We start from the raw sequence: 25,392 nt of genomic DNA, 5'->3' as shown, positions 1-25,392 counted from the left end.
GCCGTTCGGCGCTGAAGCGTGCCCCAGGCGAGCTTCAGCGCCGAACGGTTCTGGCCTTCAATCAGAAACCCTCACTCACGGATGACGTCAACACTGGCCCGACGGCGGCCCGCCAACACGACCACCCTCTTCGACTGGAAACTCCTGCTCGCGACGGTGGGCGTTGTGCTGCTGTTGGTTGCCTCGCTCTTCACGGGTGTTTACGACATTTTCGGGGCGGATGACGGCCAAAGAATGTTCGGCATCACGCGCGTCCCGCGAACGATTGCCCTCGTGCTCGCCGGTGCAGCGATGGCAATGAGCGGCCTCGTCATGCAGTTGCTGACGCAGAACCGCTTCGTGGAACCGACCACGACCGGCACTACCGAGTGGGCAGGCCTCGGACTGCTCACCGTGATGATCCTCTTTCCGGGAGCCAGCATCCTCGCCCGCATGACCGGTGCCGTCATCGCCGCGTTCATCGGCACCGGGGTGTTCTTTCTCTTCTTGCGCCGCGTCACCCTGCGCTCGTCGCTGATTGTGCCGATCGTCGGCATCATGCTTGGTTCAGTCGTTGGCGCCGTTTCCACCTACATTGCTCTTTCGACCGACATGCTGCAGAGCCTCTCCGTGTGGTTCGCCGGCAGCTTCACTTCGGTGATGCGCGGGCAGTACGAACTGCTCTGGATCGTCGCGCTCGTCGTGGTCGTGATCTTCCTGTTCGCCGACCGGCTCACCGTGGCAGGGCTCGGCCAAGACATCGCGACGAATGTCGGCGTGAACTACAACCAGATTCTGCTCATCGGCACCGCGCTTATTGCGGTAGCCACCGGAGTCGTGACCGTTGTCGTCGGCAATCTGCCGTTCCTGGGCCTGATCGTTCCCAACATTGTGTCGATGTTCCGTGGCGACGATCTGCGCAGCAACCTACCCTGGGTGTGCCTACTCGGCATCGCGATCGTGACGGTGTGCGACATTGTCGGCCGCACGATCATCATGCCGTTTGAGGTTCCCGTGTCGCTCATCTTGGGTGTCGTGGGCGCGATCGTCTTCATTGCCCTTCTGTTGAAGCAGCGCCGTCGTGCATAGTCCCGTGGATGCTGAAGAGACGCCTGCGACCGAGGTCGTGTCGCAGGCGCGCCCGGTGACGAAGCCCACGGGCCCGAAGAAACCCAAGTTTGTGAAGCTGTCGAGGGCGCCAAAGAAGCCCAAGCCCGCGAGAGTTGCAAAGAATGGGTCTGCGTCACCCGGCGTGACGGGGCCCTTCCCCACGGTCAAGGCGCGTCGCCGCTACTGGATACTCCTCAGCATCCTGAGCCTGGCTGCTGTCGCGATCGCTGTCGGCCTGCTGGCGTGGGACAACCCAATGCCGGCGGGCACCGAGGGGTTCTGGCTCATTGCTGAGCTGCGCGCGACCAACGTGATCGTGATCGCCGTCGTGGCCTTCTGTCAGGCGATAGCAACCGTGAGCTTTCAGACCGTGACCAACAACCGGATTCTCACGCCATCCATTATGGGCTTCGAGTCTCTGTATGTGGCTGTTCAGACCTCATCCGTGTACTTCTTGGGCATCGCAGGGATCGTTGCTCTGCAGGGACTCCCCCAGTTTTTGCTTCAGATCGCGCTGATGGTCGGGCTCTCGCTGCTGCTGTACGGCTGGTTGCTCACGGGAAAGTACGGCAACCTGCAGATCATGCTGCTCGTGGGCATCATCATCGGCGGCGGGCTCGGAGCAGTGTCGACGTTCATGCAGCGCCTGCTCACGCCGAGCGAGTTCGACATCCTGACAGCCCGCCTGTTCGGGTCCATCTCCAATGCGGATGCCAGCTACCTGCCCATCTCGCTCGTGCTCTGCTTGGTGGCCGGCGTCTTCCTGCTCTCGCAGGGCCGACGCCTCAACATCATCGCGCTGGGGTCTGACACCGCCACGAACTTGGGAATCAGCTACCGCTTCGAGATCATGCGTGTGCTGTTCTTTGTCTCGATTCTTATGGCGGTCTCGACCTCGCTCGTCGGCCCCATGACCTTCTTTGGGTTTCTGGTCGCGACACTCGCCTACCAATTCGCGGACACCTACGACCATCGCCGCATCTTCCCGATCGCGGTGTTGGCCGGATTTGTGGTGTTGGGCGGCGCGTACTTCGTGATGAAGAACCTGTTCTACGCGCAAGGAGTGGTGTCGATCATCGTTGAACTTGTCGGAGGAACCGTTTTCCTCATTGTCATTCTGAGAAAGGGCCGCCTGTGATCACCCTGAACAATGTGGGAAAAAGCTACGGCCACGAAATCACCATTGGCCCCGTCGACCTGACGATCCCCGAGGGCGGCATCACTGCGCTGGTGGGCCCGAACGGTGCGGGCAAATCCACGCTACTGACGATGATTGGCCGCCTGCTCGGGATCGACTCCGGCCACATCGAAGTCGCGGGGTACGACGTCGCGAAGACGAAGTCGAAAGACCTCGCCAAGATCATTGCGATCCTGCGCCAAGAGAACCACTTCATTGCCCGACTCACGGTGCGTCAGCTGGTGGGGTTCAGCCGCTTCCCGTATTCGCAGGGCCGATTGACCGAAGCGGATGAGGTGGCGATCAATAACTCCATCACTTTTTTGAACCTTGAAGGCTTGCAAGACCGCTACCTCGACGAGCTCTCAGGCGGACAGCGCCAACGCGCCTACGTGGCCATGGTGCTCGCGCAGGACACCGAATACGTGCTTCTGGATGAGCCTCTCAACAACCTCGACATGAAGCACTCGGTGCAGATGATGCGCCACCTGAAGCGCGCCGCCCAAGAACTGGGCCGCACCATCATCATCGTGCTCCACGACATCAACTTTGCCGGCCACTACGCTGACCATATTTGCGCCGTCAAGGATGGCCAAGTCACCGAGTTCGGAACGCCCGCTGAGATCTTGACCGATGACGTGCTCACCCGGATCTTCGATACCCCGGTGCAGGTCATCGACGGGCCTAACGGCGCGCTCGCGGTGTACTACTAAGCCCCGAGGGGTCTGCAGCGCCCCTGTCGAGCAGCGCAATCACACAAGGCCGGCCTCCGTGTGGAGACCGGCCTTTGTTTAGCGTGAGTTGCTCGCTGTAGAGCGTGAACTACTTGGAGTCGCCGAGGTAGTCGACGAGCGAGCTCGCAAGGCCGACATAGGTGGCCGGCGTGAGCGCCTGCAGACGCGCCTTGGCATCCGCACCAATGTCGAGCCCCGAGATGAACTCGGTGAGGTCGACGGAGTTGATGCGCTTGCCGCGCGTGAGTTCCTTGAGGATGGCGTAGGGGTCGCTGATGGTGCTGCGGCCCGCGGTGACCTCGGCGCGAATGACCGTTTGGATGGCCTCGCCCAGGATCTCCCAGTTGCTGTCGAGATCAGCGTCGAGAGCTACCGGGTTAAGGGCGATCTCCTTGAGGCCGCGCTCGATGTTGTCGAGAGCGAGCAGCGAGTGACCGTAGGCGACGCCCACGTTGCGCTGCGTCGTGGAATCGGTGAGGTCGCGCTGGAGTCGTGAGGTCACGAGAGTCTGAGCGAGCGACTCCAGAAGAGCGCTCGAGAGCTCGAGGTTGGCTTCAGCGTTCTCGAAGCGGATCGGGTTGATCTTGTGCGGCATCGTCGACGAACCGGTTGCGCCCGCCTGCGGAATCTGCCGAAAGTAGCCCATCGAAATGTACGACCACACGTCGGTGCAGAGGTTGTGCAGCACGCGGTTGGCGTGACTCGTGGCTTGGTACAGCTCCACTTGCCAGTCGTGCGATTCGATCTGCGTGGTCAGCGGGTTCCAGTCGAGCCCGAGCGACTCCACGAACTCCTTCGAGAGGGCTGGCCAGTTCTGCTCAGGGTCTGCCGCGAGGTGAGCAGCAAACGTGCCGGTCGCTCCGCTGAACTTGCCGAGGTAGCTGATGCCTTCGATGCGAGTCAGGATGCGGTCGAGACGGTACACGAAGACCGCGAACTCCTTGCCCATGGTGGTCGGCGTCGCCGGCTGACCGTGGGTGTGAGCGAGCATCGCGTTGTCGCGCATGAGCTCGGACTGCGCGCGAAGCGCATCGAGCACGGTACGGAACTTGGGCAGCCACACTTCACGTACGGCATCCGAGATGGTGAGCGCGTAGGAGAGGTTGTTAATGTCTTCGCTCGTGGCCGCGAAGTGAGTGAGTTCTGCGATCGCGGTGAGGCCCAGCTCGTCGAGCTTGGCGCGCACCAGATACTCGACGGCCTTGACGTCGTGGCGGGTCGTGGCTTCGAGGCGAGCGAGTTCATCGATCTGCTCTTGGCCAAAATCGGTGGCGAAGGCGCGCAGGGCGGTGATTTGGTCGGCGCTCAGCGGGCTCGAGCCAAAGAGACTTTTGCTCGTGAGGAAGATCAGCCATTCGACTTCAACGTGCACGCGGGCCCGGTTGAGGCCGGCCTCGGAGAGGTGCTCCCCCAAGGCCGAAACGGCGGGGCGGTAGCGGCCATCGAGGGGGCTCAGTGGTTGAACGGGCAACGGGCTCATGGGGCTCCCTAGTTGTGTGCGGTGGATGCCGAGATTCCTGGCGTGATCTGACGAAAAAGCGAGCCGCACGCCTGCTCGATCATGCCGAGGACATGATCAAAGAGTGCGGCATCCGAATAGTAAGGGTCTGGCACGTCAACGAGCGGAGCGAGTTCGCTGTCAAAGCTCAACATGGGCTGCACTTTCGATCGGTCTTGATCGTTGGGTGCCCACGTGCGCAGAATTCGTTCCTGTCCTCGATCAAACGCGACGATGAGGTCGAATTTGCTGAACCATTCGGGGTCGAACTGGCGGGCGCGATGCCCAGAACCATTGTAGCCGCGTGCGGCAAGCGCATCGATGGTGCGATCGTCGGCCGGCTCGCCCACATGCCAGTCGCCTGTTCCGGCGGATGTCACCGCGATGCGGCCCTCGAGGCCAGCTTTCGCCACAAGGTCTCGAAAGACAGCTTCGGCCATCGGAGACCGGCAAATATTTCCGGTGCACACGAAACAGATCGAGAACGCGGTCGAGTGATCGGATGCTCGCTCGAAGGTCATGCCTCATTGTGTCGCAGTTTCGCCTCCTCAACAGGGACGGCCGCCGGATTCTCCTCCCCGATACCTGCTGGCAGGATTCGGGACGGCTGGCGTTTAGCGAGAGTTGTCTTCTCGAAAGGTAGGAAATGACGACTCCCCCGAATGCGATGGCTCACGATGCCCTCAACTTTCAAGCTCAACAACTCCGGATGATTCTTGAACGCCTGACGTATGTCAGAGGCCTCCTCCCTGACGCCAGCATCGACTGGTGCGGGCCTGCTCAGCAACTGTTCGATGCGGGGGTTCTTGACCTGTACCGAGAGCTGGCCGTTGTGCGCACCCTGCTCGAGGCGGCGTACTCCCGCACCGTACTCGCGGCTACCCAAATGGGTTTCCATGTCGGATAGCCTCACCATTTCGGGCGGGGGCAGCACCGCTGTCTCAACCACGGAAATGCTGGTCAGTGCGAGCGCGCTTCAGCGTACGGCAGGCATGTCCCGCGATATTGCGGGAGCGATCTCGATGGTGGATGCCCGGCTGACGACCAATCAGCTAGTGTCGCTCGGCATCCCCACCGCTGCCGCCCTTGCGGAGAACGATCTTGAATGCGCTTTTACTCAGCTCCACGCAGTGGCGGATCGCGCTGAGCGGCTGAGCGGCTTGGTGCGATTTGCCGCCGACAGCTACGGCCTGGCGGAGGCATTTGCAGAGGGGCTGACTCGTAAGTTCTCTGCTGAAGCCGCGGCGCTCTTTGGATTCCTCTTTCCCAAACACCTCGCGGTGCTGGGCGTGACGCTTGTTGGAGTGCCGGTAGTGCTCGGCTTCGCCGCGGCAGCAATGGTGACAGGCCGCCAGCCCGCCGAGTTGATGGCCGACAAGGAGTTCATGGCGCGATTGAACACCTTAATTTCAGATCCGCTCTTCGTGCAGACGGTGCGCTTCGGCGTGATGAATGTCGACGAGATTGTTGCCGGGGCTGCGGGCTTGCCGCCGGTGCTTGTGGGCTTGTTGAGCACCACCGGAGTGATCGGACTGTCGTCATCAGCGGCTGGCGTCGGACGCATTGCGGGATTGGCCGGGAAGATGGCCGAAACCCCCGTGGCTCTGGTCAGCAAGAGTGACACGTCATCCGTGAAGCCGGCGCAGACCGTGGAGGAGCGAGCGGAGCGAATCCCGCAACCGACCGATGAAAGCCCGTTTCAAGTAAGCATCGAAACGACGTCGCGCCCCGGGGAAGAGGACACGTTCGAACTGTATATCGGGGGCACGGTGGACTTCGCGTTCGGCGACTCCGCGCAGCCTTTTGATGGTTCAAGCAACGTCAACCTAGCCGCGGGTCAGGAGGCGGCCGCGCTGAAAGCCGTACTGAGAGCGATGGCGGAAGCGGGAATCACCGCTGAAAGCGAGGTGGTCATCAACGGCTACTCACAGGGTGCGGCTGTCGCGGCGTTGATCGCGGCGTCGGGTGACTTCAACGTCACGGGAGTGCTCAGTTTCGGAGGTAACACTGGCCAGATTCCCATTCCAGTCACCGTGGATACCGTTCTCGTCGAGCATGAGGACGACATCGTTCCCGCGGTGGGCGGCCCCCAGGATAACCAGCACGCAACAGTCGTGACCCGGGAAGCATTCGGCGGGAGAGAACTACCCGAAGGGGTTCTGGCTCCCGCGCATCAGCTCAGCGAATATCGCGAAACCGCGCGCCTCATGGACAGCGACGATAGCGAGGAGCTGCGGGCGGTAATCGCTCAACTGACGCCGAAAGTTTACGCTGATGCGTCAACGACGGTGACGAGCTACGAGTTTGAGCGGGTGAAGCCTTAGTGGCGCTTGCCCACAATCGGGCGAACGAGAATGCCGATGAACCAGCTGATGAGACCAAGCACGAGAGCGCCGAGCACGCCCCACCAGAAGCCGTTCACGACAAGACCGAAGCCGAAGAGGCCCGAGATCCAGCTAGTGAGAAGGAGCAGAAGGCCGTTGACCACGAGCGCGAGCAGCCCAAGAGTCAGAACGTAGAGCGGGAAGGCAACAATGCGGATGAGGTTACCGAGCACGCCGTTGACGATTCCGAAGACGGCGGCGACCAGCAAGAAGGTCAGCACGACCTCAAGAGTTCCTCCGGGAGCAAAGGGGACAATTTCGACCCCGGCGACAACCACCGTTGTAAGCCACAAAGCAAGAGCATTGATCAGCAAGCGCACGACGATTCTCATGCCTCAACTATGCAGCACCTATTTAGCACGCCGCAATGGTTACGCGCATCTAGGCTGGTGACGTGACCAGCAAACGAGTACAGCTCCGCCCCGAAATCGCCGCCATCGTGCCCTACCGTCAGGGCGCGCCCGCCACCGCGGATTCCTTCAAGCTGTCCTCCAACGAAAACCCCTACGAGCCGCTGCCCTCGGTGCTGGCGCAGTTGTCGACGCATTCGATCAACCGCTACCCCGACGCATCCGCCCTCGAACTGCGCACGCAGCTAGCAGAACGCTTCGGAGTCACCGCCGACAGTGTGCAAGTGGGAGCCGGTTCCGTTGCCGTGCTCGCCCAACTCGTGAGCGCTGCCGCCGCCCCCGGTGATGAAGTCATCTACGCCTGGCGCAGCTTCGAGGCTTACCCCCTGCTGGTATCCGCGGCTGGTGCCACGAGCGTGCAGGTCGCGAATCGGGCCGACCACCGGCACGACCTAGCGGCTATGAGCGCCGCTATTACGGCATCCACTCGTGTCGTCATTGTCTGCAGCCCCAATAACCCCACCAGCACCGTCGTGACGGATGCCGAATTCCGCGAATTCATGGCCACCGTTCCCGAGAACGTTCTTGTCGTTCTCGACGAGGCCTACGGCGAGTTCGTGACCGACCCCGACGCGGTTCGAGGAGAAACCCTCGTCGGCCGATACCCGAACCTCGTTCTGCTCCGCACCTTCTCCAAGGCCTATGGCCTCGCCGGCCTGCGTATTGGGTACGCCATTGGCCCCGAATACGTAATGGATGCGGCGCGAGCGGTAGCAATTCCGCTCTCGGTCACGGAGCTTGCTCAAAAAGCGGCCACCGCATCCCTCGAACATGAAGATGAATTGTTAGAGCGCGTGAGCCGCATTAACGAGGTGCGCGAACGGATCGTGGCGGGGCTCGCCGAGCAGGGCTGGTCGGTGCCAACGCCCAACGGCAACTTCGTCTGGTTACCCACCGGGGCAGTAACTGACTGGGCCGCCGAGGTTTTCCGCAGCCACGGCATCGTCGTTCGCGCCCTCGGCGAAGGCCTGCGAATCAGCGTCGGTGAAGCAGAATCTGTGGAGAAACTCCTAAGAGCAGCCCAAGAGGTTGTGGCTTCACGGAAAACGAACTGACCCGAGCCGCGTTAGATTAGTCGAATGTCTTATACCGCCGCGACGGTTCAGCTGCTGTCTCCCGAAGGCACGCTCGTTCACAGCGATGCCAGCGAACAGTACCTCCCGTATGTCGACAAGCTCAGTGATGACGCGCTTCAGGAGTTTCACCGCCACATGGTGACCATGCGCCGCTTCGATATCGAAGCCGCCAACCTGCAACGTCAAGGCCAGCTCGCCCTCTGGGTTCCGAGCCACGGTCAAGAGGCCGCCCAGGTGGGGTCAGCGCTTGCCGCGAAGCCCCAAGACCACCTTTTTCCTTCGTACCGAGAACACGTCATCGCGCTCATGCGCGGCGTCGACCCCATCACGATCCTCTCGATGTTCCGCGGCCTCAGCCACGGTGGCTGGGATCCGAAAGATCACGACAACTTCCACCTCTACACGCTCGTCATTGGCTCGCAGACTTTGCACGCCACGGGCTACGCCATGGGAATGGGCCTTGACGGCCGCAGCGGAACCGGCGACCCCGAGAAGGACGCCGCCGTCATGGTCTACTTCGGCGACGGCTCCACAAGCCAGGGCGACGTGAGCGAAGCAATGGTCTTCGCTGCGAGCTACCAAACCCCGCAAGTCTTCTTCTTGCAGAACAACCACTGGGCAATCTCGGTTCCCGTGTCACGCCAGTCGCGCACGCCGCTGTACCTGCGCGGCGAAGGCTTCGGCATCCCGAGCGTTCAAATCGACGGCAACGACGTTCTCGCGAGCTTCGCCGTGAGCAAAGCCAACTTGGATGCCGCCCGCTCCGGCGAGGGACCCCGCTTTATCGAGGCCCTCACCTACCGTATGGGTGCCCACACCACGAGCGACGACCCCTCGAAGTACCGCGACAACAGCGAGCTCGAGTTTTGGGCCCAGCGCGACCCCATCACTCGCTTCGAAACGTTCCTCCGGGCCCGCGGCGCGAGCCAAAGCTTCTTCGACGAGCTCGCGACGGAAGGCGACGACCTCGCCGCCGATATCCGTAAGCGCATTCTCGAGCTGCCAGTTCCGGCTACCTCGACGCTCTTCGACCACGTCTATTCCGACCCTCACCCCGTGATGGATGCGCAGCGCCAAGCGCTCGCCGACTTCGAGGCATCGTTTGAGGAGGGCAACTAATGACTGAAACCATGACAATGGCGAAGGCTCTCAACGAGGGTTTGCGTGCCGCCCTGAGCGCGAACGACCGCGTTCTTCTGATGGGCGAAGACATTGGGCCGCTCGGCGGCGTCTTTCGCGTCACCGAAGGGCTGCAGGCCGAGTTCGGAGATAAGCGCGTTCTCGATACTCCGCTGGCAGAGTCCGGCATCGTGGGTACCGCGGTCGGGCTCGCGATGGGCGGATTCCGCCCCGTGTGTGAGATTCAGTTCGACGGTTTTATTTTTCCCGGCTTCGACCAGATCACGTCTCAACTGGCCAAGCTGACCGCCCGTCACGAGGGCACGCTGCAGATGCCCGTCGTGATTCGTGTTCCCTACGGCGGTCACATCGGCGCGGTTGAGCATCACCAGGAAAGCCCGGAGGCGTACTTCGCACACACTCCCGGTCTGCGCCTGCTGAGCCCGGCCACCCCGCACGACGCGTACTGGCTCATTCAAGAGGCCATTGCCAGCAATGACCCTGTTATGTTCTTCGAGCCCAAGTCGCGCTACTGGCAGAAGGGCGAGGTCGACCGCGAGTCGAGCGGCATCGCCACTCACGCCAGCCGGGTAGTTCGCGAAGGCACCGAAGTGACGCTCGTGGGTCACGGCGCTATCGTCTCCACCCTGTTGCAGGCGGCGGAACTCGCTGCCGAAGAAGGCACGAGCATCGAGGTCGTTGACCTTCGATCGCTCTCCCCCATCGACTACGACCCGATTGTGGCATCCGCCCAAAAAACGGGCCGCGTCGTTGTCGTACAGGAGGCACCCGGGAATGTCAGCGTGGGCTCAGAGGTTGCCGCCACGGTAACCGAGCGTGCGTTCTACTCACTTGAAGCCCCTGTGCTGCGCGTGAGTGGCTACGATCTCCCGTTCCCTCCCGCCAAGCTGGAATCCGTGTACTTGCCCAGCGTTGACCGCATCTTGGATGCTGTTGACCGGGCATTGGCCTACTGACGAAGGAGGCCCCCGTGGCCGTATCTGAATTTCCTCTCCCCGATGTGGGCGAGGGGCTGACTGAAGCCGAGATCGTTTCGTGGAAGGTTGCGCCCGGTGACGAGATCACCGTCAACCAGGTGCTCGTCGAGATTGAGACCGCGAAGTCGCTCGTCGAGCTGCCCTCGCCGTTCGCCGGCACCGTGCAGAAGCTGCTTGTTGAAGAGGGCGCGACCGTGGAAGTCGGCACCCCGATCATCAGCGTGCAGTCCGTCGGAGGCTCGGTTGAGCTGACCGCGCCCGGCTCGGGCGAAGACGAAAGCCACGGCCTGATGTCTGACGTCGGTTCTGAGGGTGGCGCCGCCAGCAGTGCAGCGGATGACGCTGCCGCCGCTGTCGCTGACACGGCATCGACTATTGCCAGCGAAGACGACAAGCCAGGGGCAGTGCTCGTGGGCTACGGCACCGGCGGGCATGTCAGCTCGCGTCGTCGCAAGGGTGCGCAGCCGGCGAAGGATGTCGCTGCCGCCAGTGCTCCTTCGAAGCCGCGTCCGGCATCCGTCCCCGCTTCGTTCGCAAGCCCGATCATTGCGAAGCCCCCGATTCGCAAGCTCGCCAAAGACTTGGGCGTTGAGCTTGCCGAGGTCGAGGCGACAGGTTTGGCTGGTGAGACCACCCGCGAAGACGTGATTCGTCACGCGTCGCAAGCGAGTGTCTTCCGCAACATCGAAACCCCGGAGTGGGGTGACGAACGCGAAGAGCGCATTCCGGTCAAGGGTGTGCGCAAGGCAATCGCGAAGGCAATGGTTCACAGCGCCTTTACTGCACCGCACGTCAGCGTCTTTACAGACGTGGATGCCACGCGAACCATGGAGTTCGTGAAGCGCCTCAAGAGTTCCACCGACTTTGCTGGCGTGCGTGTGAGTCCGCTATTAATCATGGCGAAGGCCGTGAACTGGGCTGTGCGTCGCAACCCGACCGTGAACTCGAGCTGGACCGATAAAGAGATCACCGTTCACCACTACGTAAACCTCGGTATCGCTGCGGCAACGCCGCGGGGACTGATCGTTCCGAATATCAAGGATGCCCAAGAACTGAGCCTGCTCGAGCTCGCCAAGGCCCTCGAACAGCTCACGCTGACGGCACGCGATGGCAAAACCCAACCCGCCGAAATGTCGAACGGCACGATCACGATCACTAACCTCGGTTCGTACGGCATGGATACGGGAACCCCCATCATCAACCCGGGTGAAGCGGCGATTGTTGCGATGGGCACGATCAAGCAGAAGCCGTGGGTTGTCGATGGCGAAGTGCGGGCCCGTTACGTGACGACCGTAAGTGCGAGCTTCGATCACCGCATTGTTGATGGGGATGTCGCCAGCCGTTTCGTGGCCGACCTCGCGAGTGTGCTCGAAGAACCTGCTCTGCTGCTCGACTAGCAGCTGAGCGTTCGGCAGCAACGGGCCTCAGCTTCACCACAACAGGTGAAGCGGTAGGTAATGTAGCCGCATGATCTTCCGAAAGAAATCGTCGGCGGCAGAGCCAGCATCCGATTCGACGCGCCCTGGAATTGAACAACTCTGGACGGATCGTCTGGGCGCGTGGTCGACCCGGGCCCTGCAGGTTCTCTTGCTTCTGACGCTCATCTCGGTGATCGTGTATGCGCTCACGCAGCTCAAACTCGTGGTCATCCCGGTGCTGATCGCGCTGATCTTCGCTGCAGCCGCAACACCGGTCGTGGTCTGGATGCGTAGCCGCGGCGTTGGCCGCGCCCTGTCGACGTGGATTGCCCTGCTGGGCGGCATCGCAGTGTTTGGTGGACTGGTCACGGCCGTTGTCTTTGCGGTGGAGGACCAGTGGTCGGAGCTTTCTGACTCGGCGGTTGAGGGCTTCGAGCAGCTCAAGAACTTTGCCCTCGACGGTCCCTTCCCCATTGATCAGACCGCCCTCGACGACGCGTGGAACGCAGTCATCGACTTCGTGACGAGCGCCACCTTTGGTCTCGGTGCGATTCAGGGCGTGTCCGCAGCGGCTCAGGTGGTCACGGGGATTCTGCTTGGCCTGGTCATCCTCTTCTTCTTCCTCAAAGACGGCGACCGCATCTGGGAGTTCTTCCTTCGCCCGCTCGAAGGCGAACGCCTCGCCCGCGGACACCGCATCGGTCACACCGCCGTACGCACCCTGGGCGGCTACGTCCGCGGCACCGCAACGGTCGCGGCAGTTGACGCTTTCGGTATCGGGATCGGGCTGCTCATTTTGCAGGTTCCGCTGGCGCTGCCGCTTGCAGTCATTGTGTTCTTGGGCGCGTTCATCCCGCTCGTCGGTGCCACGGTCGCCGGCATCTTGGCCGCCGTTGTCGCTCTCGTGACCAACGGTTGGGTCGTGGCGCTCATCGTGCTGGGCATCGTCGTGTTGGTCAATCAGCTCGAGGGCAACTTCTTGCAGCCCGTCGTCATGGCGCAGTCGTTGAGCATCCACCCGTTGGTCATCTTGGTGGCGTTGACCGCCGGAACGATCCTCGGCGGCATCGTGGGCGCCGTATTGGCCGTGCCGATCGCTGCGGTCGGTTGGGCGATTCTCAAGACGTGGAACGAAAAGGGCCACAAGCCTGATCTCGATTCTGCTCCGAAGAAGGCGAAAAAGAAGAAGTAGCGCGCTAGCGCGGCCCGAGGGTTCGTTCGAGAAACGGATTCCAGAACTTGCCGCGCGGGTCGTACTCGCGCTGCACGCTGACGAAGTCTGTGCTTCGCGGGAACCGTTCGCGGATGACATCGGCGCCGTAGTGAAACAGCTTGCCCCAGTGCTGCCGCGGTGTGAAGGGCGCGAGCGCCTGCTCGATCACCGGCAGTAGCGCCGTGACCTCGGCCGGGTGCTTCGCCCACGTGAAGCCGATGCACAGCACATCCTGCTCGTAGGCGGGGCTCATCCACAGGGAGTCGGCGGCGGCCGTTCGGATCTCTGAGATCAGCAGGTGCGGCGAGATCTGGGCGCCGAGAGCGCGCAGCGCCTGCAGCGCCTCAACGCCGTGCTCTCGTGCCACGTAGTACTCACTCTGCAACTCATCGCCGCCGTTGGAAGGCTGGCCGTCGAGACGAAAGTGCGGCATCCGTTCTGACCACGGGCCAGGCACGCTTGCGCGTGGGTTTACATGTTCGCTCGGGCCTTCTTCTGAGTCGTCGTACCAGGCGCCGCCGAACAGAGTGGATGCCAGCGGTGGTTCAGCGCCGGCGCCCAGACGCGTCTTGAGCCAGATCTGGGCCACGGTAGGGCTCGCAAAGTCGGCAAGAAGGCTCACGCTGTAGGCGCTGGCCATCACGGCGTCCAACTGTTCGAGCACGGTCTCCCACGGGGCGAACCGGTAGATGTCTTGGCGCACAACATAGCTGGGCTGGATGTCGAGGGTCACGCGCGTGATGATCCCGAACGCCCCCAGGCCCACCGCTAGCGCTGGCATGTCATCGCTGGAGCGGTCCACGGTCACGAGCGAGCCATCAGCGGTGACGAGTTCGAGCGCGGCGATGGCGGTGGAGAGGATGCCGTTGCCGTCTCCGGAGCCGTGGGTTGCGGTAGCGGTGGCTCCGGCCACGGAGATGTGCGGGAGCGACCCCGTGTTGTGCAGAGCGAACCCGTGCTGCTGCAGTTCGGCCATCAGGATGCCGTAACTGGTGCCCCCGGTGACGCTCACGGTGAGCGACGCCTCGTCGATCTGGATGTCAGGGTCGAGGCCGGCGAGGCTGATCAGTGCGCCGGCGGTATCCGCAATGTCGGTGAAGGAGTGTCGGGTGCCGAGCGCTCGAACGCGGGGCCAGCGGGCCACAAGCGCTTGTACCTCGGTCACGGTGGTCGGCTGCTCGATCGTTTCGGCACCGTAGCTGAGGTTGCCGGCCCAGTTGGTGTTTTTTGGTGACATCACGCGCCCTCTTTCCGTGCCCATCACAGAGTTCTTTGAGCGTAGCCAGCAGTGATGGATGTCGGCTGATTCGCCGTCATCCTCGTCCGCGTGTATTCTATTGATAACGAATCTCATTACCGCTATCAGCTACAGCTTTAGAAGGACACTCTCTTGTCTCGCCTCACCTCTGCTTTTTCTGTCACTCCGCGCTCGCGCGCGCTGACCGCCGGAGCCGTACTCGCGGTCTCCGCGCTGACCCTCGCCGGATGCTCGACCACCGAGCCCGCCGAAGACGACGGCACAATTGCCGTCGTTGCCTCCACCAGTGTCTACGGAGATCTCGTCTCCACGCTGGGCGGCGACGCCGTGTCGGTCACTAGCTTGATCGACAACCCGGCCCAAGACCCCCACAGCTACGAAGCATCCGCCCGCGACCAGCTGGCTGTCTCCGAAGCCGAGCTTGTTGTGCTCAACGGCGGCGGCTACGACCCCTTCGCTGAAGCCCTGTACGAAGCGGCGGGCTCAGGCGCCATTCTCATCAATGCGGTGGACGCCTCTGGCCTGCTTGAGGAAGACGGCGACGATCACGACGAGCACGCTGACGAAGACGAGCATGCCGATGAAGAGGGTCACGAAGACCACGACCACATCGAGGGCTTCAACGAGCACATTTGGTACAGCTTTCACGCTATCGAGCACGTTGCTGAACACATCAGCGAAGAGCTCATTGAGCTGAGCCCCGAGAACAGCGACGCTTTCGAAGCTAACCTCGCCGCGTTCCTTACAGACCTTGAAGGACTCGAAGGCCAGGCTGACACCATCGCCGAGAGCGCGGAGGGTAAGGGTGCTGCGGTAACCGAGCCTGTTGCCGTGTACCTGCTCGAAGCGGTCGGTCTCCACGATGACACGTCGCCTGAGTTCACCGAGGCCATTGAAGAGGGTTCGGATGTTCCCCCGGCCGCTCTACTTGAGGTGCTTGAGCTGATCGATTCCGGTCATGCTGCGCTCTTGGCCTACAACGAGCAGACCGCAAGCCCCGAGACTGAGCGCGTCCGCGAAGCGGCCGAAGCAGCAGGCCTCCCCGTGGTGTCATTTACCGAGACGCTGCCCGAGGGTGCAAACTACATTCAATGGATGTCTTCAAACTTGGATTCACTCGCGGTGGTACTTGTCCCGTAACTATGGCAACGCTGTGAGTGCTACAGCCACTACACCGGCTTCTGCCGCGGATGCTTCGGCGTCCGCGGCAGTTCCCGTGTTGAGCATCCGCGATGGGGTGCTCGGCTTTGGCGCGCGCACTCTCTGGTCAGACCTGAACCTCGATGTCGCGCCCGGAGAGTTTCTGGCGATTCTGGGAGCCAACGGTTCAGGAAAATCGAGCCTGCTGAAGACGATTCTTGGCCAGCAGAAGCTCGACTCGGGCACGATCACGGTGGCCGGGCATCCGGTTCGCCGCGGCGATCGCTGCATCGGCTACATTCCTCAACAAAAACTTGCCGCCCCCGGCACTCCATTACGAGGGCGAGATCTCGTGACTCTCGGAGTCAACGGGCACCGTTTCGGATTCCCGACCCTCCCCCGCGCTGTGAAAGACCGCGTCGACGAATTGATCGCTGACGTGGGGGCCACCAGCTACGCAGGCCAGCCCCTCGGTTCGCTGTCGGGCGGCGAGCAGCAACGCTTGCGGGTCGCCCAGTCCCTCGCTGCCGATCCAGTGCTGCTGCTCTGTGACGAACCGCTGCTCAGCCTCGACCTGCAGCATCAGCGTGGCGTGTCTGAGTTGATCGACCGCCGCCGTCGCGAGCACGACACCGCCGTCATTTTTGTTACGCACGACGTGAACCCGATTCTGAGCATGGTTGACCGCATCCTGTACCTCGCCGGTGGCAAGTTCACCATTGGCACGCCTGATGAAGTGCTGCGCAGCGAAGTGCTGAGCGAGCTCTACGGCACACCCGTCGAGGTCGTGCGCGTGGGGGGCCGCGTTATCGTGGCCGGAACGCCGCACGGCGATCACCACCACGAGGAGGAGAGCGAATGACCTTCGACGAATTCTGGGGTCAGGTCGTCAACTTCACCAACTACGGCGAATTGCTCAACCTGGTGCGCTTCTCCCTGATTGCCGCCGCGGTGCTCGGCATCGCGGGCGGGCTCATCGGCGTCTTCGTCATGCAGCGAGACATGGCGTTTGCGGTGCACGGCATCAGCGAACTCTCCTTTGCGGGAGCTGCCGCCGCGCTACTGTTCGGGGTCAACGTTGTCGCGGGTTCGATCGCGGGCTCCCTTGTTGCTGCGATTCTGATCGGGATGCTCGGGGCGAAGGCTCGCGATCGAAACTCGATCATTGGCGTACTCATGCCGTTCGGTATGGGTTTGGGCATCCTGTTTCTGGCGCTCTATCCCGGACGCAGTGGAAACAAGTTTGGCCTCCTCACCGGGCAAATCATTTCGGTAGACAGCGAGCAACTCGGACTGCTGATCGTGATCAGCGTCGTGGTACTGGCCGCCCTCTTTGTCGTGTGGCGTCCACTGACGTTCGACAGCCTCGATCCGGAGGTTGCGGGCGCTCGCGGCGTTCCTTCCCGCCTGCTTTCGCTCGGATTCATGGTGCTGCTGGGTCTCATGGTCGCGGTGGCGGTGCAGATTATTGGAGCTCTCCTGGTGATGGCGCTGCTCGTGACGCCAGCCGCGGCTGCGATGCAGGTGTCGTCGTCGCCGAGGCTCGTACCCGTGCTCAGCATGATCTTCGGTTTTGTGTCGGCGACCGGTGGCGTTTTGCTCGCGATCGGCGGCTCCTTGCCGATCAGCCCGTACATCACGACTATTTCGTTCCTGATCTACATCGTGTGTCGCATCATCGCGGTGCGTCGCAACCGGGGCGGCCGCCGCACCGCGAGCCGCGCATCCGGAGCCGAATTGATCACCGCTAGCCCAGCAGGCAAAAGCTAGAATGGTCGCTATGAAGCGCAATACGTGGCAGCGAGAAGCGGTGCGGGATGCTCTGACTGAGTCAGAGGGTTTCGTGAGCGCTCAGGCGCTGCACACGGCCCTGCGCGACGCCGGTAGCTCAATCGGGCTCGCCACGGTCTATCGCGCCTTGGCTGACCTAGCCGGAGCCGGCGACGCCGATTCACTGCAGCAAGACGGCGAGAGTCTGTTCCGCGCGTGCACGCCCGACTCGCACCACCACCATTTGATCTGCCGCAATTGCGGAACCACGGTCGAAATCAAGGCGGATGCCGTTGAAGAGTGGGCAAAGAACGTCGCCTCCGAACACGGTTTTACGCAACCGCATCACATTGTTGACGTCTTCGGGTTGTGCCCGGCGTGCTCTAGCACGTAACATATACCGTTGATCGAGCGGTATCTTCCGCTCTCGCAGACACATCCCACCCTGATTGAAACCGCGTGAAAACACGGCTCAAGAAGAATGCAGTGTGTGTGCCGACAAGTGATCTTGGGTAAGGCTTAGTCCTTACGGTAACTAGAACAGGAGTATCACCATGGCAGCAACCTGCCAAGTGACCGGCGCCATTCCCGGCTTCGGACACGCAATCTCGCACTCGCACCGTCGCACCAAGCGCCGTTTCGACCCGAACATCCAGAAGAAGACGTACTACGTACCGTCGCTTCGCCGCAACGTAACGCTTCAGCTGTCCGCAAAGGGCATCAAGGTTATTGACGCTCGTGGCATCGAATCCGTTGTCAAGGACCTCCTTGCACGTGGGGAGAAAATCTAATGGCAAAGGCACAGGACGTACGTCCGATCATCAAGCTTCGTTCCACTGCTGGAACGGGCTACACCTATGTGACGCGCAAGAACCGTCGCAACAACCCCGACCGCCTCGTACTCAAGAAGTACGACCCGGTGGTTCGCAAGCACGTTGAATTCCGCGAGGAGCGCTAAACATGGCTAAGAAGAGCAAGATTGCAAAGAACGAACAGCGCAAAGTTATCGTTGCGCGTTACGCCGAGCGTCGTCTCGAGCTGAAGAAGGCTCTCGTTGACGTCAACGGAACTGACGAGTCACGCGAGGCAGCACGCCTCGGACTTCAGAAGCTCCCCCGCGATGCTTCGCCGATCCGCGTACGCGGTCGCGACGCCATTGACGGCCGTCCCCGTGGATACCTCAAGCAGTTCGGTGTTTCCCGTGTTCGCTTCCGTGAAATGGCTCACCGGGGCGAGTTGCCCGGAATTACCAAGTCAAGCTGGTAGATTCCAAGCGGTTCCGACGTTTTCTAACGTTTCGGAACAACTAACTGCACTACGTCCGAGGAGGACCACCTTATGGCTGACAAGTCGCTAAACCGTACTGAATTCGTAGCGGCGGTTGCCGCAGAGTCTGGCCAGAGCCAGGCTGCCGTTTCCGGCGTCGTTGACGCTTTCTTCTCCGTGCTGTCCAAGTCGGTCGGCGAAGGAACCAAGGTTTCGATCCCCGGATGGATGGCTGCAGAGCGTACCTTCCGCGAGGCTCGTACCGGCCGTAACCCGCAGACGGGTGAAGCCATCGAGATCAAGGCCAGCCACGGCGTCAAGCTCAGTGCAGGCAGCAAGCTCAAGGCAGCAGCCAAGGGCTAAGTAGCAACTTTGAAAAGGGCGGCATCCTGCGGGATGCCGCCCTTTTTGCATGGCTGAGGGGCGAACGCCGCGGTGGGTGGCCGCTGGGCACACTCTCGGATAACCGCGAGTACTCTTGAAGCGTGTTACGAATCAGCCGGATAGCCGGTCCCGCCCTGCTGATCATCGTCGCGTTTATCGTGGTGGTGGCAGGTTTGCGGTTCGGCGGCGGAGCAGAAGCTCCGATTCTGCTTGACCCCGGCGCCGTCGTGCGGTGGGGCTTGCCCATCTCCAAGCTATTCGTGAACTTGGGGCTCGCTGCCACTATTGGTGCGCTCATGATCGCGATCTTCGCGATGAGCCCGAAGCGTGACGAATTCACGCTCACGCTCGACTTCGCCGCCGCCGGCGCTGCCGTCTGGGCCGTGGCATCCGCTTTCACGGGTTTTTTCACGTTCTTGGCGGTGCGCAACCAGCCCATCGACCTCTCAAGCGCCTTTGGTGACGTTCTCGCCAGCTTTTTGACGGTCACCGAACTCGGTCAAGCCTGGCTCGCCACAGTGCTCATAGCGGCTGTTGTGACCGTTCTGTGCTTTGCGGTGCGCAATATGAGCGCCCTCGTGTTCGTTCTCGTGCTCTCCGTTGCCGGCCTCATCCCCATGGCGCTTCAGGGCCACAGCGGCGGAACGGCAGATCACGACGCCGCCACGAGCGCCATCTACCTGCACCTCGTCTTCGCCGCCCTGTGGCTCGGAGGGCTGCTCGCCATCGCGGTAGCCCGCCCCGCCCTGGGCAAGGATCGCCTCGCGATCGTGCTGCGTCGCTACTCGAGCATCGCGCTCGTGAGCTTCATCGTGGTCGCTGCCTCCGGGTATGTGAGTGCAGAAATTCGCGTCGAAAACTTAGCGAACCTACTGTCGCCCTACGGCATCCTCGTGCTCGTTAAAGTATTTGCCTTGATCGTCATGGGGCTCTTCGGTGCCGTGTACCGCAACTATGCGATCGGCAGGCTCGAAGCCAGCCCACGCAAGGAACGCGGATGGTTCTGGTGGATCGTCACCGCTGAGCTCGCTTTCATGGGCCTCGCTTCGGGCGCTGCCGCTGCACTGGCTACGACACCCACTCCCGTTCCCGAGATTGTGGCCGCCGATGTGCCCGACTCCTCCCCCGCGGCCTACCTCACCGGGTCTCCGTTGCCGCCGCCTGTGACTGCCGTCAATCTCTTTACCCTCTGGAGCTTTGACCTCATCTGGGTACTCATCTGTGCCTTTGCGATCTTCTTCTACCTCGCGGGGGTCTGGCGACTGCACAAGCGCGGCGACAGCTGGCCGGTTCACCGCACGGTGTTCTGGGTTCTCGGGATGCTGTTGCTGTTCTACATCACCAACGGCGGCGTAAACGTCTACGAGGGCTACCTCTTCTCGATGCACATGCTCGGGCACATGACGCTCGGCATGATGATTCCCGTGCTGCTGGTTCCGGGCGCTCCCGTGACGCTGGCGATGCGCGCGATCAGCAAGCGCACCGACGGCAGCCGCGGAGCGCGCGAGTGGATTCTGCTGATCGTGCACTCGCGGTATTTGGCCGTCATCGGGCATCCGGTCGTCGCCGCCGCTATTTTCGTGATCTCACTGTGGGTGTTCTATTACACGCCGCTATTCCGCTGGGCGTCGACCGACCATGTGGGGCATGAGTGGATGATCATCCACTTCTTGGCCTCCGGCTACCTGTTCGTGCAGGCGCTCATCGGAGTCGACCCGTCACCACACCGACCGGCTTTCCCGATCCGATTGCTGATTCTGCTGGCCACGATGGCGTTCCACGCGTTCTTTGGCCTCGGCCTCATGACCGGCACCGGGCTGCTGTTGGCCGACTGGTACGGCGCGATGGGCTGGGATACCGGCGTGAGCGCGCTTGAAGACCAGCGCATCGGAGGCGGTATCGCCTGGAGCGTCGGCGAGATCCCCACGATCGCCCTCGCGATTGCGGTGGCCATCATGTGGCGCCGCAGCGACGGCCGCGCCTCGGTTCGCTACGACCGCAAGGCCGATCGCGACGGCGATGCCGAACTGGATGCCTACAACGAGATGCTCGCTAAGCGCTAACCGCTGAATAACGAATTCTTAGCGGGGCGGATGCTCGCTAGTTGGGAAACTGCTCCGTGACGAGTAACTCGTCATCCGGCATCAGGGTAACGAGGTAGCTCGAGGTGAAGTCAACGTCTTGGTCGAAGGTGGAGACCGAACCATCGAAGATCGATCGCACATCAACCTTGAGGTGGGCGGCGGCATCCGTCGTGGGCATGAGCCAGGTTCCCGCTTCGGAGCCGGGAACGAGTGAGACCGCGGGGTAATTCGCGATGCTCCATTCGGGCGAGGTCACGATGCGGTTCGACATGGGCTGGCCGAAGGGGCATCCCGTGGGCAGAAGAACAACCTGGGTGGCACATTCGTCAAGGTAATCGTTTACCTCGCGTTGCACGTGAGACACCATTGCTTCGTTCGCGACGACCTCGAGGTTCGCACGCACGGTGGCCCCGGGCTCGACCGCGGAAACCATGATCGGATCAGCCTTGAGAAACGCGGAAGTGTGGCTGATCTCGAAACTGCTGGGGGTGAGAACGACATAGGGTGCGGCGGCGCCGAAACTCGGTGTGACGAATTCAGAGCCATTAGCCGAGAACTCTTGAGAGTTCGTGACGGTGAGCCGAACGATCTCGAGCGGTGGGGTGACGAACTTCCAGTCGGCGAACACCCCGAAGCTCGTTCCATCGCGCTCAACCGTGAAGGTCGAACTGGAAGCCGTTCCATCGAGAACGAAATCGAACGTCACGGTCTCGGTGCCATCCGCGTTGATTGTGCGGTCGACGAGCTCGATGTCGTCGAGGGTGCTGAGTGCCGACGGTCGCAAGAGATCGTGCGAACCGGCGAGCAGCATCGAGCCGGCGCCGGTGGTGTCGATGGGGGTTGCGCCCGCGCCATCATCCGACGAAGCGCCGAACTCTTCAGGCAGCTGGATGTCGGAGATCTGCAAGGCGGATGCCATGTCGTGGCGGGCGAGAGCGCCGAGATAGCTGCGCACAAAGCCACCCGCACTGAACAGCGTGGAGTTCACGATGAGAACTGTCGTGATGAAGGCAACAATGATCAGCCCGAGCACGATAGACCAGGTGACAAGCTCGCGACGCATTCACACATCCTAAACCGCTGAGGTGAGAGATCTCCTGCACACAGAATGCGGCGCGCAGGCACAGTCGAGGCCATCAGCAGCATTAGGGTGATTGAGTGTCCACAATAACCCTCGCGCCCGAGCAAGCAGCCGTCTTCGCTGCCATCGAGACGACGCGCGAGAACCTCTTTGTTACGGGGCGGGCGGGCACTGGTAAATCCACGCTCCTTAACCATTTGGCGCACAACACCTCCAAGCAGATAGTGATTTGTGCACCCACCGGGGTCGCCGCGCTCAATGTGGGAGGTCAGACGATTCACTCGCTGTTTCGTTTGCCTATTGGCGTCATCGCCGACCACGAGCTCGAACAGACTGATCAACTGCGCAAGTTGCTCAACACGATCGAGACGCTCGTCATTGACGAAGTCTCGATGGTCAATGCCGACCTGCTCGACGCGATCGACCGCAGTCTGCGTCAAGCGCGGCAACGCAAGAAGGAACCGTTCGGCGGCGTGCAGGTCGTGCTCTTCGGCGACCCGTATCAACTCGCTCCGGTTCCGGGTGACCCCGACGAACGCGCGTACTTTGAAGACCGCTACCGCTCCATCTGGTTCTTTGACGCTCTCGTGTGGCAAGAAACCGACCTGACGATTTACGAACTCACGAGCATCCACCGCCAGCATGAGGATGAGTTCAAGTACATGCTCAATGCGGTGCGTCACAATGGCGTCACCGCCGAGATCGCGGCCCGCCTGAATTCCGTCGGTGCTCGCCCCGCGCCGAACGACGGCACGATAACGCTGGCGACCACGAACAGCACCGTGACACGCATCAACGCCTCGGCGCTCGCCCGCCTTCCCGGTCGAGTGCTCACCGCCAAAGCGCAAATCTCGGGAGAGTTTGGCGGGCGCGCATACCCGGCCGACGAAGCCCTTGAGCTCAAGGTCGGTGCTCAAGTGATGTTCTTGCGCAACGACACGCAAGAGGGCGGCACTCAGCGCTGGGTCAACGGCAGCGTTGGCACCGTGGTTAAAGTCGCCGACACCGTTTGGGTCGAGATCGACGGGCGCGACTACGAAGTGAAGCCCGCTGTCTGGGAGAAGTTCAAGTATTCGTATTCGGCGCGCACCAAAGCGCTGCGTAAAGATGTCGTGGCCGAGTTCACGCAGTTTCCGCTGCGCCTGGCGTGGGCCGTGACGATCCACAAGTCGCAGGGTAAGACCTACGACAGCGCGATTGTCGATCTCGGGCCACGTTCGTTCGCACCGGGCCAGACCTACGTTGCACTCAGTCGCATCAGCCGGCTTGAGGGGCTGTACCTCACGCGTCCGCTGCGCCCGAGCGACATCATCGTCGATGAAAACGTGGTGCGCTTCATGTCGCGATCGAAGCCCATTCCCGCCATTCAGGCGTAGCGGACTGGGCTAGCGCTCCCCCGGGTTGGGATCGCACTCCCCCCGCTTTCGCGTTCGTGCGGTGCTACGTTCGGCTACTTCACGCTGCCAGCCGTGATGCCTTCCACGATCTGCTTATTGAAGACGATGTAGATCACAATCATCGGCAGCGTCACGATCGAGAGCGCCGAGAAGAGCAGCCCGTAGTCGGTTACATACCGGCTGGAGAATGCGAGCAGTCCAGTAGGAATCGTCTTGAGCGCGTCATCCTGAATGTAGAGCAGCGCGAGCAGGAACTCGTTCCAGCTTGAGAGCGCCGAGAAGATGGCGACCGTCGCGAGACCGGGGCGAAGAAGCGGCAGAGCGATCGATCCGAAGACGCGCAGGTCACTAGCGCCGTCGATTCGCGCGGCTTCGAAGAGTTCATGGGGTACGGCATCCAGATAGACCTTGAGCAAGTACACGGCCAGCGGTAAGCCCATGGCGGTGTACGGGATGATGAGTGCCCAGCGGGTGTCGGTAATGGCCAGCTGGGTGAACAGGGTCGACTGGGCAATGAAGTACGACTGCAGGGGCAACAGCAAGCCCAGGGCGAGTAACCCCATGAGAAGGTTACGACCGCGAAAGCGGTAACGGCTGAAGGCGAACGCTGCGGCGGCCCCGAACAGTAGGATGCCCAGCACCGAAGCGCCCGTGACGATGATGCTGTTCAGCGCGTACTGGCCGATATGACCAACCTCGAAGGCCTCCACCCAACGACCGAAGTCGATCTCGGTCGGCAGCGCAAAGGGAGTCGCGAAGATCGCGGAGTTTGATTTGAAGCTGGAGAACACCATCCAGAGCATGGGGAAAAAGAACACCACGGCGATGACCGCTAGGGCAGCAGTGAAGAGCACATCGGGTAAGCGCAGGGGAGTCGTGCGCCCGGCATGATGCCGACTACCGGGGGGTCGCTGTGCGGCGGAGGGTGCTGTGCGTTTGGTCACGCTCATGAGCGCACGTCCTCTGGCTTCTCACGATTCACTCGCAGAAAGACCAGGCCTAAAGCAACGACGACAGCAGTGAGCACGACCGCCATCGCAGAGCCATAGCCAACATTCTGGAAACTGAATACAGACTTCACGAGGTAGGTGGTGGGGATCTCGGTGGCGCCGTATGGGCCACCGTTGGTCATGACGTAGAAGAGATCGAAGCCTTGGAAGCCGCCGGTAATGCAGAGTAAGAGCGCGACGGTGATCGCATTGCGAATCATCGGTACCTTCACGCGGCGAAAGAGTTGCCATTCGTTCGCGCCATCGAGTCGAGCAGCCTCGATCACCTCGGCCGGCACCTGATTGAAGGCAGCATAAAAAATAGTCATGTAGAAACCGGCATATACCCAACCGGACACCACGCTGACCGCGATCAGCGCCGTGGCGGGATCACCGAGCCAGACCCGTTGGAGACTATCAAGGCCCAGAGTCTGTAGTGCAGCGTTGAGAAGACCGAAGTCGTTGTTGTAAACGAAAGCCCACAGCACGGCCACCACGACCATGGGCAACATGACGGGGGTGAAGATGGCGACGCGGAACCAGAGCGAGCCGCGGCGGTGCACACTCACGAGGCCAGCGAGAACGAGGCCAACGACGACCTCCAACACGATCGTGATGGCGATGTAGATGAGAACGTGCACGAACGAGTCGCGGAAAAGCGCGTCGTTAGCGGCCTTGAGGTAGTTGTCGATGCCGACGAACACCATGGTGCCGTAGCCGTTCCACTCTGTGAAGCTGTACGCGACCGTCATGATCACGGGGAAGAGCACCGCAAAGCCGAAGACCGCCATGGCGGGCACCACGAACAGATACGGGGTTACCGCACGGTTCGGCTTCATGGGGAGATCCCTTCGAAAGAGAGAACTGGTCGTCCGCCTTCGGGTGACGGACGACCAGAGGGAGGGGC

Annotated in this window: 27 protein-coding genes; 20 read left to right on the top strand and 7 right to left on the bottom strand. The window is 61.7% G+C overall.

Annotated elements, in window-relative coordinates:
- Positions 1 to 81: 81 nt before the first annotated feature.
- From ESZ53_RS09480 to ESZ53_RS09470, 3 genes are read left to right on the top strand one after another with little or no spacing between them, the layout of a single operon-like run.
- Positions 82 to 1,068, top strand: coding sequence for an ABC transporter permease (locus tag ESZ53_RS09480; RefSeq protein WP_129072598.1), 987 nt, complete (start codon positions 82 to 84; stop codon positions 1,066 to 1,068).
- A complete protein-coding gene (locus tag ESZ53_RS09475) occupies positions 1,061 to 2,227 on the top strand; it encodes an iron chelate uptake ABC transporter family permease subunit (protein WP_371683528.1) in 1,167 nt (388 codons plus the stop codon). The genes ESZ53_RS09480 and ESZ53_RS09475 overlap by 8 nt, the downstream gene beginning before the upstream one ends.
- Positions 2,224 to 2,979: an ABC transporter ATP-binding protein gene (locus ESZ53_RS09470; protein WP_129072597.1), complete on the top strand. Its 756-nt coding sequence runs from the start codon at positions 2,224 to 2,226 to the stop codon at positions 2,977 to 2,979. The genes ESZ53_RS09475 and ESZ53_RS09470 overlap by 4 nt, the downstream gene beginning before the upstream one ends.
- Positions 2,980 to 3,088: 109 nt before the next feature.
- On the opposite strand, the gene purB is transcribed toward ESZ53_RS09470, so the two are convergent.
- Both purB and ESZ53_RS09460 read right to left on the bottom strand, forming a co-directional pair.
- Positions 3,089 to 4,480: an adenylosuccinate lyase gene (purB, locus tag ESZ53_RS09465; protein WP_129072596.1), complete on the bottom strand. Its 1,392-nt coding sequence runs from the start codon at positions 4,478 to 4,480 to the stop codon at positions 3,089 to 3,091.
- Between the two features lie 8 nt (positions 4,481 to 4,488).
- A complete protein-coding gene (locus tag ESZ53_RS09460) occupies positions 4,489 to 5,019 on the bottom strand; it encodes a low molecular weight protein-tyrosine-phosphatase (RefSeq protein ID WP_129072595.1) in 531 nt (176 codons plus the stop codon).
- 125 nt (positions 5,020 to 5,144) lie between these two features.
- On the opposite strand from ESZ53_RS09460, the gene ESZ53_RS09455 reads away from it, so the two are divergent.
- Both ESZ53_RS09455 and ESZ53_RS09450 read left to right on the top strand, forming a co-directional pair.
- Complete coding sequence (locus ESZ53_RS09455; protein ID WP_129072594.1) at positions 5,145 to 5,405, top strand: hypothetical protein; 261 nt, start codon at positions 5,145 to 5,147, stop codon at positions 5,403 to 5,405.
- Positions 5,395 to 6,822 (top strand): hypothetical protein, encoded by a 1,428-nt coding sequence (locus ESZ53_RS09450; RefSeq protein ID WP_129072593.1) that lies wholly within the window; start codon positions 5,395 to 5,397, stop codon positions 6,820 to 6,822. Before ESZ53_RS09455 ends, ESZ53_RS09450 begins: the two co-directional genes overlap by 11 nt.
- On the opposite strand, the gene ESZ53_RS09445 is transcribed toward ESZ53_RS09450, so the two are convergent.
- A complete protein-coding gene (locus tag ESZ53_RS09445; protein ID WP_129072592.1) occupies positions 6,819 to 7,214 on the bottom strand; it encodes a phage holin family protein in 396 nt (131 codons plus the stop codon). The two genes, ESZ53_RS09450 and ESZ53_RS09445, sit on opposite strands and share 4 nt — an antisense overlap.
- 62 nt (positions 7,215 to 7,276) lie before the next feature.
- Between ESZ53_RS09445 and hisC the strand changes: the two genes are divergently transcribed.
- The 5 genes from hisC to ESZ53_RS09420 all read left to right on the top strand — a co-directional run bounded on the left by hisC (position 7,277) and on the right by ESZ53_RS09420 (position 13,095).
- Entirely contained in the window at positions 7,277 to 8,347 is a 1,071-nt protein-coding gene (hisC, locus tag ESZ53_RS09440; protein ID WP_129072591.1) for a histidinol-phosphate transaminase, read from the top strand.
- A gap of 24 nt (positions 8,348 to 8,371) precedes the next feature.
- Positions 8,372 to 9,487: a thiamine pyrophosphate-dependent dehydrogenase E1 component subunit alpha gene (locus ESZ53_RS09435; protein ID WP_129072590.1), complete on the top strand. Its 1,116-nt coding sequence runs from the start codon at positions 8,372 to 8,374 to the stop codon at positions 9,485 to 9,487.
- Positions 9,487 to 10,464, top strand: a complete 978-nt coding sequence (locus tag ESZ53_RS09430; RefSeq protein ID WP_129072589.1) for an alpha-ketoacid dehydrogenase subunit beta — start codon at positions 9,487 to 9,489, stop codon at positions 10,462 to 10,464. The genes ESZ53_RS09435 and ESZ53_RS09430 overlap by 1 nt, the downstream gene beginning before the upstream one ends.
- 14 nt (positions 10,465 to 10,478) lie before the next feature.
- Positions 10,479 to 11,882 carry a dihydrolipoamide acetyltransferase family protein gene (locus ESZ53_RS09425; RefSeq protein ID WP_129072588.1) on the top strand — a complete coding sequence of 468 codons (1,404 nt, stop codon included), beginning with the start codon at positions 10,479 to 10,481 and terminating at the stop codon, positions 11,880 to 11,882.
- 70 nt (positions 11,883 to 11,952) lie between these two features.
- Positions 11,953 to 13,095: an AI-2E family transporter gene (locus tag ESZ53_RS09420; protein ID WP_129072587.1), complete on the top strand. Its 1,143-nt coding sequence runs from the start codon at positions 11,953 to 11,955 to the stop codon at positions 13,093 to 13,095.
- A gap of 4 nt (positions 13,096 to 13,099) precedes the next feature.
- Here ESZ53_RS09420 and ESZ53_RS09415 read toward each other — a convergent pair whose 3' ends face one another.
- The gene (locus tag ESZ53_RS09415) at positions 13,100 to 14,353 is read right to left on the bottom strand and encodes a D-arabinono-1,4-lactone oxidase (protein WP_129073573.1); all 1,254 of its coding nucleotides are present in this window, start codon (positions 14,351 to 14,353) and stop codon (positions 13,100 to 13,102) included.
- A gap of 153 nt (positions 14,354 to 14,506) precedes the next feature.
- Here ESZ53_RS09415 and ESZ53_RS09410 point away from each other — a divergent pair, with 153 nt between their 5' ends.
- From ESZ53_RS09410 to ESZ53_RS09370, 9 genes are all read left to right on the top strand, one after another.
- Complete coding sequence (locus ESZ53_RS09410) at positions 14,507 to 15,514, top strand: metal ABC transporter solute-binding protein, Zn/Mn family (RefSeq protein WP_129072586.1); 1,008 nt, start codon at positions 14,507 to 14,509, stop codon at positions 15,512 to 15,514.
- Positions 15,515 to 15,527: 13 nt separating this feature from the next.
- A complete protein-coding gene (locus tag ESZ53_RS09405) occupies positions 15,528 to 16,376 on the top strand; it encodes a metal ABC transporter ATP-binding protein (RefSeq protein WP_129072585.1) in 849 nt (282 codons plus the stop codon).
- The gene (locus tag ESZ53_RS09400) at positions 16,373 to 17,284 is read left to right on the top strand and encodes a metal ABC transporter permease (RefSeq protein ID WP_129072584.1); all 912 of its coding nucleotides are present in this window, start codon (positions 16,373 to 16,375) and stop codon (positions 17,282 to 17,284) included. Before ESZ53_RS09405 ends, ESZ53_RS09400 begins: the two co-directional genes overlap by 4 nt.
- Positions 17,285 to 17,294: 10 nt before the next feature.
- Positions 17,295 to 17,678: a Fur family transcriptional regulator gene (locus ESZ53_RS09395; protein WP_129072583.1), complete on the top strand. Its 384-nt coding sequence runs from the start codon at positions 17,295 to 17,297 to the stop codon at positions 17,676 to 17,678.
- 160 nt (positions 17,679 to 17,838) lie between these two features.
- Positions 17,839 to 18,075, top strand: coding sequence for a 50S ribosomal protein L28 (gene rpmB / locus ESZ53_RS09390; RefSeq protein ID WP_129072582.1), 237 nt, complete (start codon positions 17,839 to 17,841; stop codon positions 18,073 to 18,075).
- Complete coding sequence (gene rpmG, locus ESZ53_RS09385; protein ID WP_009773536.1) at positions 18,075 to 18,242, top strand: 50S ribosomal protein L33; 168 nt, start codon at positions 18,075 to 18,077, stop codon at positions 18,240 to 18,242. The genes rpmB and rpmG overlap by 1 nt, the downstream gene beginning before the upstream one ends.
- A gap of 2 nt (positions 18,243 to 18,244) precedes the next feature.
- Positions 18,245 to 18,550, top strand: coding sequence for a 30S ribosomal protein S14 (gene rpsN / locus ESZ53_RS09380; protein ID WP_129072581.1), 306 nt, complete (start codon positions 18,245 to 18,247; stop codon positions 18,548 to 18,550).
- A gap of 72 nt (positions 18,551 to 18,622) precedes the next feature.
- Positions 18,623 to 18,913 (top strand): HU family DNA-binding protein, encoded by a 291-nt coding sequence (locus tag ESZ53_RS09375; protein WP_100387826.1) that lies wholly within the window; start codon positions 18,623 to 18,625, stop codon positions 18,911 to 18,913.
- A gap of 122 nt (positions 18,914 to 19,035) precedes the next feature.
- A complete protein-coding gene (locus ESZ53_RS09370) occupies positions 19,036 to 20,997 on the top strand; it encodes a cytochrome c oxidase assembly protein (RefSeq protein WP_210403787.1) in 1,962 nt (653 codons plus the stop codon).
- Positions 20,998 to 21,034: 37 nt separating this feature from the next.
- Here ESZ53_RS09370 and ESZ53_RS09365 read toward each other — a convergent pair whose 3' ends face one another.
- Entirely contained in the window at positions 21,035 to 22,081 is a 1,047-nt protein-coding gene (locus ESZ53_RS09365; protein WP_129072580.1) for a hypothetical protein, read from the bottom strand.
- Positions 22,082 to 22,176: 95 nt separating this feature from the next.
- Between ESZ53_RS09365 and ESZ53_RS09360 the strand changes: the two genes are divergently transcribed.
- Positions 22,177 to 23,475, top strand: a complete 1,299-nt coding sequence (locus ESZ53_RS09360; protein WP_129072579.1) for an ATP-dependent RecD-like DNA helicase — start codon at positions 22,177 to 22,179, stop codon at positions 23,473 to 23,475.
- A 74-nt stretch (positions 23,476 to 23,549) separates the two neighbouring features.
- On the opposite strand, the gene ESZ53_RS09355 is transcribed toward ESZ53_RS09360, so the two are convergent.
- Together ESZ53_RS09355 and ESZ53_RS09350 are read right to left on the bottom strand one after the other, a co-directional pair.
- A complete protein-coding gene (locus tag ESZ53_RS09355; protein WP_246837280.1) occupies positions 23,550 to 24,446 on the bottom strand; it encodes a carbohydrate ABC transporter permease in 897 nt (298 codons plus the stop codon).
- Entirely contained in the window at positions 24,443 to 25,324 is an 882-nt protein-coding gene (locus ESZ53_RS09350; protein ID WP_129072578.1) for a carbohydrate ABC transporter permease, read from the bottom strand. The genes ESZ53_RS09355 and ESZ53_RS09350 overlap by 4 nt, the downstream gene beginning before the upstream one ends.
- Between the last annotated feature and the right edge of the window lie 68 nt (positions 25,325 to 25,392).

It is taken from the genome of Salinibacterium sp. UTAS2018, assembly GCF_004118935.1.
GTDB lineage: Bacteria > Actinomycetota > Actinomycetes > Actinomycetales > Microbacteriaceae > Rhodoglobus.
This window is presented reverse-complemented; position numbering and strand designations above follow the sequence as displayed.

What these genes read in the sequence shown, in the direction of transcription:
- ESZ53_RS09430 (WP_129072589.1), top strand. Translation starts at nt 9,487, where the DNA reads ATGACTGAAACCATGACAATGGCGAAGGCTCTCAACGAGGGTTTGCGT.
- ESZ53_RS09375 (WP_100387826.1), top strand. Translation starts at nt 18,623, where the DNA reads ATGGCTGACAAGTCGCTAAACCGTACTGAATTCGTAGCGGCGGTTGCC.
- ESZ53_RS09420 (WP_129072587.1), top strand. Translation starts at nt 11,953, where the DNA reads ATGATCTTCCGAAAGAAATCGTCGGCGGCAGAGCCAGCATCCGATTCG.
- rpmB (WP_129072582.1), top strand. Translation starts at nt 17,839, where the DNA reads ATGGCAGCAACCTGCCAAGTGACCGGCGCCATTCCCGGCTTCGGACAC.
- rpsN (WP_129072581.1), top strand. Translation starts at nt 18,245, where the DNA reads ATGGCTAAGAAGAGCAAGATTGCAAAGAACGAACAGCGCAAAGTTATC.
- ESZ53_RS09400 (WP_129072584.1), top strand. Translation starts at nt 16,373, where the DNA reads ATGACCTTCGACGAATTCTGGGGTCAGGTCGTCAACTTCACCAACTAC.
- rpmG (WP_009773536.1), top strand. Translation starts at nt 18,075, where the DNA reads ATGGCAAAGGCACAGGACGTACGTCCGATCATCAAGCTTCGTTCCACT.
- ESZ53_RS09480 (WP_129072598.1), top strand. Translation starts at nt 82, where the DNA reads ATGACGTCAACACTGGCCCGACGGCGGCCCGCCAACACGACCACCCTC.
- ESZ53_RS09355 (WP_246837280.1), bottom strand. Translation starts at nt 24,446, where the DNA reads ATGAGCGTGACCAAACGCACAGCACCCTCCGCCGCACAGCGACCCCCC.
- ESZ53_RS09350 (WP_129072578.1), bottom strand. Translation starts at nt 25,324, where the DNA reads ATGAAGCCGAACCGTGCGGTAACCCCGTATCTGTTCGTGGTGCCCGCC.
- ESZ53_RS09415 (WP_129073573.1), bottom strand. Translation starts at nt 14,353, where the DNA reads ATGTCACCAAAAAACACCAACTGGGCCGGCAACCTCAGCTACGGTGCC.
- ESZ53_RS09445 (WP_129072592.1), bottom strand. Translation starts at nt 7,214, where the DNA reads ATGAGAATCGTCGTGCGCTTGCTGATCAATGCTCTTGCTTTGTGGCTT.
- ESZ53_RS09365 (WP_129072580.1), bottom strand. Translation starts at nt 22,081, where the DNA reads ATGCGTCGCGAGCTTGTCACCTGGTCTATCGTGCTCGGGCTGATCATT.
- ESZ53_RS09395 (WP_129072583.1), top strand. Translation starts at nt 17,295, where the DNA reads ATGAAGCGCAATACGTGGCAGCGAGAAGCGGTGCGGGATGCTCTGACT.
- ESZ53_RS09435 (WP_129072590.1), top strand. Translation starts at nt 8,372, where the DNA reads ATGTCTTATACCGCCGCGACGGTTCAGCTGCTGTCTCCCGAAGGCACG.
- ESZ53_RS09455 (WP_129072594.1), top strand. Translation starts at nt 5,145, where the DNA reads ATGACGACTCCCCCGAATGCGATGGCTCACGATGCCCTCAACTTTCAA.
- purB (WP_129072596.1), bottom strand. Translation starts at nt 4,480, where the DNA reads ATGAGCCCGTTGCCCGTTCAACCACTGAGCCCCCTCGATGGCCGCTAC.
- ESZ53_RS09450 (WP_129072593.1), top strand. Translation starts at nt 5,395, where the DNA reads ATGTCGGATAGCCTCACCATTTCGGGCGGGGGCAGCACCGCTGTCTCA.
- ESZ53_RS09460 (WP_129072595.1), bottom strand. Translation starts at nt 5,019, where the DNA reads ATGACCTTCGAGCGAGCATCCGATCACTCGACCGCGTTCTCGATCTGT.